Raw genomic sequence first — 7,909 nt, forward strand, 5'->3', positions numbered from 1 at the left:
CACACCGAGCCTGAGCGAGGTGCCGAGTGGTGGGGCAAGAGCGTTTTGCTTACTTTTGCGCTTTTCAAAAGTGAGCCGCTGTAAGAGCGGAACCATAAGCGGCCATAACAAAAATAACGGATATACACACAGCCCGTCACAGCACCAGCCGAACCTCGGCACACAACCCACCGCCATCCCGATTGCTCAACGTCAGCTCCCCACCAATCGCCACAGCCAATTGCTGGGCAATCGCCAACCCCAACCCAGTGCCACCAGTGCCGCGATTGCGCGAACTTTCCACCCGGTAAAACGGCTGCATCACCTGCACCAGTTCATCCTCGGCAATCCCCGGCCCCCGATCCAGCACCTTGATCGACAGCTCCCCCGACGCCGTCGACCCCACCTCCATCTGCGCCGCCCCGGCAAACTTCAGCGCGTTATCCACCAGGTTCACCAGCACCCGGCGCAATGCATGGGGCCGGGTATCCAGCACCACCGCGCTTTTACCCGTCAGGCTCACCTGTTTGTTCATGTCCTGGTAATCAAACACCAGGCTGTCGAGAAACGCGTCCAGGTTGATCCGGTGACTGGCCTCGGTCGCGCCATGCACACTGCGGGCATAAGCCACACCCTCGCGCACCAGGTGCTCCATTTCCCCCAGGTCACTCCAGAGCTTTTCCCGGTCCACCGAGTCTTCCATGAACTCGGCGCGCAATTTCATGCGGGTGATCGGCGTCTGCAAGTCATGAGAGATCGCCGCCAGGATCTGCATGCGCTCCTTGAGGTACTCGGCAATCCGTTTTTGCATTTCGTTAAACGCCGCCGCCGCATGCGCCACCTCGGTAGGGCCGGTTTCGTCCAGCGGCGTAGGGTGCGCATTCGGATCGAGGGTCTCCACCGCCCGTGCCAGGCGCGTCAGCGGGCGGATGGCGATGCGCACGGCGATCCAGGTGCACACCAGCAATACCAACAATTGCAGCACCAGCACCACCGGCAGCCAGAACGCAAACGGGATCGGCTTGGGGTAGACGTCAATGGTGATCGGGCTGCCATCGGCCAGGGTCAGGTGCGCCTGGAAGTGTTTTTGCAAACCCGGCATATCGCGAAAGGTCAGCGGGTAATGCTCGCCCAAGGCATCGGAGATCGACGTCGCTGCCATGGGCACGTCGTCACCGGCCATCGGCTCACCGGGCTCACCGGCATTCAACAGGTAGCGGTAGGCGTTGCGGTCGAGCCGTGGCAGCCAGCTGGCGCGCTCGGCGGCGGGCAGGCGGTCGAGGATCGCGATCGAGGTCGAGACGTCATTCTCGAGGTTGCCCAGCATCACGCTGCGGGCGCTCATATAGCGCTCATAGAACTGCGCGCTGAACGACAAGGCGTTGGCGCACAGCAGGCTCACGATAAAAATCACCGACAGTTGCGCCGCCAGCGTGCGCGGCCAGCGAAACGAAAGGGTCATGCCGAGTCCCCGAGGATTTCCACCGCCAGGGAGAACACATAGCCTTCGCTGCGCACGGTCTTGATGTAGGCCGGCTCGCGGGCGTCGTCCAGCAGGCGCTGGCGCAGGCGGCTGACCAGCAGGTCGATGGAGCGGTCGAACAGGTCCGCGTCCCGGCCCTGGGTCAGGTTCAGCAATTGGTCACGGTTGAGCACCCGTTGCGGGTGGTCGAGAAACACCCGCAGCAGCCGGTACTCGGCACCGCTCAAGGCCACCAGGGTGTTGTCTTCGTCCAGCAGGTGGCGGGCGGTGGTGTCCAGGCGCCAGCGGCCAAAGCGGATCAGCCGGCCGCTTTCCGTCACCACCAGGTTCGGCGGCAGCATCCGCGTGCGCCGCAGTACGGCGTTGATGCGGGCCAGCAGTTCACGGGCGGCGAAGGGCTTGACCAGGTAATCGTCGGCGCCCATTTCGAGGCCGATGATGCGGTCGGTTTCATCGTTGCGTGCGGTGAGCATCAGGATCGGTGTGGCCTTGTGCTTGCCCACCCGCAGTTCGCGGCACAGCTGCAAGCCATCGTCGCCGGGCATCATGATGTCCAGCACGATCAGGTCCACGGGCGTGGTGTCGAGGAAGCTGCGCATCTGCCGGCCGTCAGCCACCACGGTGGTGCGCAGGCCGTTCTTTTTCAGGTAGTTGCCTACCAGTTCGCGGATCTCCCGATCGTCATCGACAATCAGAATGTGATCGACGTGATCCATGCTCCCTTCCTCGTTGAATAGTCATTGATGCGCAGTCTAGCCACTGCCGGCGGCCTTGCCTTGTGCCCTTTGTATTGCAGTGTATCTGGCGGTGACGAGATACACGTCGACGCAAAAATCCGGGCCTGGCCGACACAATCCGGATACCTCCCAGGGTTCAAATGAACCCATCGAGGCGATCCGCCCCGGTTATTCCCGAGGAACCGTGCATGACCCCACTCAACAGTCTTCTCAGTGCCCTGGCGTTTTCCATGGCAGGTGTGGCGGCGGATGTGAATGCCGCCACCGCAAAAAAACTCACCGGCAGCGAAACCTGCTTCCAGAATACCCCGCTGGCGCAAAACGGCGCGGGTCGCAAACGCGACGAAACACCCCCGGCCACGAGGTGACACCCATGAACTTCATCCGATACCTGCGCCGCTCAAAAGGCCTGCTCCTGTTGCCATTGGTCGTGGCCCTGGTCGGCGTACCCAAGGCGGTCAACTACCTGATCAACAACGTCGACGCCGAAAGCTTCAGCCAGTCCGAAGAGCGCATGCCGTCCCTGGATGGTGCGGTGGCCTGGCTCAACTCAGCGCCGCTGACGGCCGAGGGCCTGAAGGGCAAGGTGGTACTGGTGGATTTCTGGACCTACGACTGCGTCAACTGCCAGCGCAGCCTGCCGTACGTCAAGCAGTGGGCGAAGAAGTACGCCAAGGACGGACTGGTGGTGATCGGTGTGCATACGCCGGAAAACGCCTACGAGAAAGTCCTGGATAACGTGCGCAGCCAGGTCACGAAACTGGGCATCAATTACCCGGTAGCGGTCGACAACGATTACCGGATCTGGCACGCCTTCGATAACCAGTACTGGCCGGCCCATTACTTCTTCGACGCTACCGGCAAAGTGCGCTATAGCCATTTTGGCGAGGGCCGCTACGACAATCAGGAGAAGGTCATCCAGGCATTACTGGAAGAGGCCAGGACGGCTAACGCGCCAACCTAAGCTAATGCCAAAAAGGTATTTATTGCCGGGTTTTTAGATCGTTTAGCTTCGCCACTCCACCACTATGTTCATGGAGTGAGCTACCGATGTCGCACCCGCTGGCAATCAATACCTTGCCCTCGCTGGACCTGGCGCTGCTCGACGGCAGCCCGGCCCAGCGCGGGCAGTTTCTCGATGACCTGCGCCACGCGGCGCGGCATATCGGTTTTTTCTACCTCACCGGTCACGGCATCGACGCCGACTTGCTCACCCAGGTGCAGCAGCAGGCGCGGCAGTTCTTCGCCTTGCCGCAGGCTGACAAACTCGCCGTGGGCATGATCAATTCCCCGCACTTTCGCGGCTATAACCGCGCCGCCTCGGAGATCACCCGTGGGCAGCCGGACCTGCGTGAACAGTTCGACCTCGGCGCTGAGCGCGAGCCACTGCAACAGGGCCCGAACTCACCGGCCTGGTCGCGCCTGCAAGGTCCCAACCAATGGCCTGCTGCGTTACCCGAACTCAAACCCTTGTTGCTGGCCTGGCAGCAGGCGATGACGCAAATGTCGTTGCGCCTGCTGCGGGCCTTTGCCCAGGCCTTGTCGCTGCCGGAAAACGCCTTCGACCCGCTGTACGGCGACAAGCCCAACGAACACATCAAGCTGATCCGCTACCCCGGCCGCCATGCCCGGCAGAGTCGCCAAGGCGTGGGCGCGCACAAGGATTCCGGTTTTCTCAGCTTCCTGCTGCAGGACCAGCAGGCTGGCCTGCAAGTGGAAGTGGAGGAGGGCCGCTGGATCGACGCCTCGCCGCGCCCCGACACCCTGGTGGTGAACATCGGCGAATTGCTGGAACTGGCCACCAACGGCTACCTGCGCGCCACGGTGCACCGGGTCGAATCGCCGCCGTTGGGTAGCGAGCGCCTGTCCCTGGCGTTTTTCCTCGGTGCGCAGCTGGACGCGGTGGTGCCGGTGTATCAGTTGCCGCCCGAGTTGCTGCGCGATGCCCACGGCCCCACCAGCGACCCGCGTAACCCGCTGCTGCGGGACGTCGGCTGGAACTACCTCAAGGGTCGCCTGCGTTCCCACCCGGATGTCGCCCAGCGTTTTTACGCCGACGCCACGATTCCCCAAGCCCTGTCCGCCTGATAAGGAACATCACCATGCTCAAGAAAACAGCCCTGGCCCTGGCCGTCCTGATTGCCTCTTTCGACGCCCAGGCCGCCGAGGCCCTGCGGGTGGCGGCCGACCCGATTCCCCATGCGCAAATCCTCGAATACGTGCAGAAGCTCGACCCGCAGTTGCAGCTGAAAATCATCGAAATCCCCAACGGCGTGAACTCCAACGAGCTGTTGGCCCACGGTGACGTAGACGCCAACTACTTCCAGCACCTGCCTTACCTGCACTCTCAGGAACAGGCCCTCGGCCAGAAATTCGCGGTCGCGGCCACGGTGCATATCGAGCCTTTGGGCATCTATTCCCATCGCCACACCAGCTTCGCCCAGGTGCCGGACAAAGGCACGGTGGCCGTGCCCAACAACGTCACCAACCTCAGCCGAGCGCTGTACCTGCTGCAAGCCAACGGGCTGATCACGCTCAAGCCCGGCTTCAACGACCCGGCCAAGGACCAGGCAACGCCCAAGGACATCGCCGAGAACCCCAAGCACCTGAAGATTCTCGAAATCGAGTCACCGCAGATTCCCCGCGCCCTGGATGACGTCGACCTCGCCGTGATCAACGGCAACTACGCCCTGGAGGCCGGTTTGTCGCCGGCTAAAGATGCCCTCGGCCTGGAAAAAGCCCAGGGCAATCCCTACGCCAATATCCTCGTGACCACCCCGAAATTGCAGGATGACCCTCGGATCAAACAACTGGCCAAGGACCTGAATTCGCCGGAGGTGGCCAAGTTCATCACCGAGAAATACTCAGGCTCGGTGATTCCGGTAGCTGTCGAATGATCGTCGTCGAGCAGGTCAGCAAAACCTACGCCGACGGGCAGCCGCCGGCGCTGGACAAGGTGTCGTTGCAAATTGCCGACGGTTCGATCTTCGGGATAGTGGGGCGTAGCGGGGCGGGCAAGAGTACTTTGCTGCGCTGCCTGAACCTGCTGGAGCGCCCGACCTCCGGGCGCATTCTCATGGACGGCCAGGACCTGACGCTGCTCAGCGACAAGCAACTGCGCCAGCAACGCCAGCGCATCGGCATGATCTTCCAGGGGTTCAACCTGCTGCATTCGCGCAACGTTGCCGACAATGTGGCGGTGCCCCTGGAAATCGCCGGCCAGCCCAAGGCCGAGCGCGTTGCCCGGGTCAAGGAATTGCTGGAGTTGGTAGGCCTGAGTGACAAGGCGCTGGCGTTTCCTTCGCAGCTGTCTGGTGGGCAGAAGCAGCGCGTGGGCATCGCCCGGGCACTGGCGGCGCGCCCGGCTTATTTGCTGTCGGACGAAGCCACCAGCGCCCTCGACCCGGAAACCACCGCCTCGATCCTGGAACTGCTGCGCAGCATCAATCGGCAACTGGGGGTGACCATCGTGTTGATCACCCACGAGCTGGAGGTGGTCAAGGCTATCTGCGACAGCGCGGTGTCCCTGGCCAACGGGCGCGTGGTGGAAAGCGGCAGCCTGATTCAATTGCAGGCCGATCCTGCGTCGAGCCTGGGCCGTTCACTGGCCCCCAGCCTGCCAGCGGTGAGGGCGGTATGAAGACGGACTGGAACGACATCCTGCAGTTGCTGCTCACGGCCACTGGCGAAACCCTCTACATGGTGCTGCTGGCCGCCGTGTTCACCTTGCTGATCGGCCTGCCACTTGGGGTGTTGCTGTTTATCAGCCGTCGCGGTGGGCTGTTCCCGCTGCCGCGTCTGAATCGTGTGTTGGGGGCGGTGGTCAACCTGGGACGCTCATTGCCCTTTGTAGTGATGCTGATCGCCTTGATTCCGCTGACCCGGCTGATCGTCGGCACCACCCTGGGCAGCACCGCCGCCGTGGTGCCGATCACTATTGGCGCCTTTCCGTTCTTTGCACGCATTGTCGAAAACGCGCTGGATGAAGTGGACAAGGGGCGCATCGAAGCCATCGTCGCCATGGGCGGGGATATTCGGCATGTGATCCTAAAGGTGCTGTTGCCGGAAGCGCTGCCCGCGTTGCTCGCCGGGTTGACCCTGACCCTGGTGATGCTGATCGGCTTTTCCTCCATGGCCGGCGTGATTGGTGGTGGTGGCCTGGGCGACCTGGCGATTCGTTATGGGTACCAGCGTTTCAATAACCAGATCATGGTGGTGACGGTGGTTGTGTTGGTGGTGCTGGTTCAGGGGGTGCAAAGCCTGGGGGATCGTTGTGTGAGGTCGCTGGCGCATCGACGCTAAACGGTTATGTACTAATGAATTTTTAATATTTCTAGTTATATGCGTGACTGAGTAAAGTTCCCCTTCGTACCTTCACCTCGTCGCCGGGAAATACTCTTCATGAACCGTCCCCACGGGCATCCCACGCCGATCCTGACTTTGCCCCAGGGCGAAAAAGACCCGTTGTCGATTCGCGCCAAGGCGCTGGTCTTTGCCGACCCGCGTTCGTTGCAGCTGCTTGAGTATTTGCAGCGTGTGGGCCCGAGCGAAGCGCCGGTGTTGATCAATGGCGAGACGGGCACTGGCAAGGAATTGGTCGCTCGTTACATCCATAGCGCCAGCGGTCGCACGGGTGCGTTTGTGCCGGTGAACTGCGGGGCGATCAGCGAGAACCTCGCCGAGAGCGAGTTTTTCGGGCATGAGGCCGGTTCGTTTTCCGGTGCTTCGGGGCGGCGGATCGGCTGGTTTGAGGAGGCCGACGGTGGCACGTTGTTTCTCGACGAAATCGGTGACTTGCCGCTGCCGTTGCAGGTGAAACTGCTGCGGGTGTTGCAGGAGCAGGAAGTGGTGCGGGTGGGGTCGCGCAAGCCGATCAAGATCAATATCCGGCTGGTGACGGCCACCAACATTGACCTGGAGCAGGCGGTGGAGGCGGGGAATTTTCGTCTCGATCTGTTTTATCGCATCAACGTTGCGCAGGTGCAGGTGTTGCCGTTGCGTGAGCGGCCGCTGGATATTCTGCCGCTGGTTGAGCATTTTCGGCGGATCTACAGTGCCAGGTTGAAAATCGCTGAGCCGATGTTGTCGGAGTCGGCGACCCAGGCGTTGCTGGATTATCCGTGGCCGGGGAATATTCGTGAGCTGGAGAATGTGGTGCACCTGGCGCTTTTGGTGGCGGGGGATAAGCCGATCATGCCGTCGCACTTGAAGTTTTCGGCGGGGTTGAGTGCGATGCATGCCAGCGTTAACAGCGGGGCGCCGCGGATTCCACAGGAGGTGGTGCGGGAGCAGCTGTTAAGGTTGTTCGAGGTGCCTGGGGATTCGTTGTTGCACGATATTGAGGATTTGATCGTGCGGGAGGCGTTTGGGTTTTGTGGGTTTAATCAGTTGCGTACGGCGGAGTTGCTGGGGGTTACGCGTAATGCCATGCGGACGCTTTTGGTGAATCATGGGATGCTCAAGGGGCGGGGGAAGTCCTGATTTTTTTGGTGTACATATCCGTTATTTAGGTAACGGCCACCTATGGTTTCGCTCTTACAGCGAGTCACTTTGCAAAAGCGGCAAAGTAACCAAAACGCTCTGCCCCGCCTGTCGGCGCCTCGCTGTGGCTCGGCGTTCCCTCACTCCGGGCTTGCTCCGCGGGCCGCCGCGACGGGGCGTCCCTGCCCCGTCGCGGCTAAACCGGCGTCCTGCCGGTTTACCCGCTCCT

Annotated in this window: 8 protein-coding genes and 1 pseudogene; 7 read left to right on the top strand and 2 right to left on the bottom strand. The window is 61.7% G+C overall.

Annotated elements, in window-relative coordinates; all coding sequences use genetic code 11:
* Positions 1-136: 136 nt before the first annotated feature.
* Positions 137-1,441, bottom strand: coding sequence for an ATP-binding protein (locus M2400_RS33140; protein ID WP_259201390.1), 1,305 nt, complete (start codon positions 1,439-1,441; stop codon positions 137-139).
* Entirely contained in the window at positions 1,438-2,178 is a 741-nt protein-coding gene (locus tag M2400_RS33145) for a response regulator (RefSeq protein ID WP_063028866.1), read from the bottom strand. Before M2400_RS33145 ends, M2400_RS33140 begins: the two co-directional genes overlap by 4 nt.
* Before the next feature lie 209 nt (positions 2,179-2,387).
* Here M2400_RS33145 and M2400_RS33150 point away from each other — a divergent pair, with 209 nt between their 5' ends.
* The 7 genes and pseudogenes from M2400_RS33150 (at position 2,388) to M2400_RS33180 (ending at position 7,680) form a co-directional block, all read left to right on the top strand.
* Positions 2,388-2,567: a hypothetical protein gene (locus tag M2400_RS33150; protein WP_177049001.1), complete on the top strand. Its 180-nt coding sequence runs from the start codon at positions 2,388-2,390 to the stop codon at positions 2,565-2,567.
* A gap of 77 nt (positions 2,568-2,644) precedes the next feature.
* A pseudogene (locus M2400_RS33155) lies at positions 2,645-3,163 on the top strand (thioredoxin family protein); the annotation flags it as partial.
* Between the two features lie 86 nt (positions 3,164-3,249).
* Positions 3,250-4,287: an isopenicillin N synthase family oxygenase gene (locus M2400_RS33160; protein WP_259201395.1), complete on the top strand. Its 1,038-nt coding sequence runs from the start codon at positions 3,250-3,252 to the stop codon at positions 4,285-4,287.
* A 14-nt stretch (positions 4,288-4,301) separates the two neighbouring features.
* Positions 4,302-5,096 (top strand): MetQ/NlpA family ABC transporter substrate-binding protein, encoded by a 795-nt coding sequence (locus M2400_RS33165; RefSeq protein WP_177049003.1) that lies wholly within the window; start codon positions 4,302-4,304, stop codon positions 5,094-5,096.
* Complete coding sequence (locus M2400_RS33170) at positions 5,093-5,839, top strand: methionine ABC transporter ATP-binding protein (RefSeq protein ID WP_259201397.1); 747 nt, start codon at positions 5,093-5,095, stop codon at positions 5,837-5,839. The genes M2400_RS33165 and M2400_RS33170 overlap by 4 nt, the downstream gene beginning before the upstream one ends.
* Positions 5,836-6,501: a methionine ABC transporter permease gene (locus M2400_RS33175; protein ID WP_177079995.1), complete on the top strand. Its 666-nt coding sequence runs from the start codon at positions 5,836-5,838 to the stop codon at positions 6,499-6,501. Before M2400_RS33170 ends, M2400_RS33175 begins: the two co-directional genes overlap by 4 nt.
* A gap of 99 nt (positions 6,502-6,600) precedes the next feature.
* Positions 6,601-7,680 carry a sigma-54-dependent Fis family transcriptional regulator gene (locus M2400_RS33180; protein ID WP_177079994.1) on the top strand — a complete coding sequence of 360 codons (1,080 nt, stop codon included), beginning with the start codon at positions 6,601-6,603 and terminating at the stop codon, positions 7,678-7,680.
* Positions 7,681-7,909 lie beyond the last annotated feature (229 nt).

The organism is Pseudomonas sp. BIGb0558, from assembly GCF_024807515.1.
Taxonomy (GTDB): Bacteria; Pseudomonadota; Gammaproteobacteria; order Pseudomonadales; family Pseudomonadaceae; genus Aquipseudomonas; species Aquipseudomonas yamanorum_A.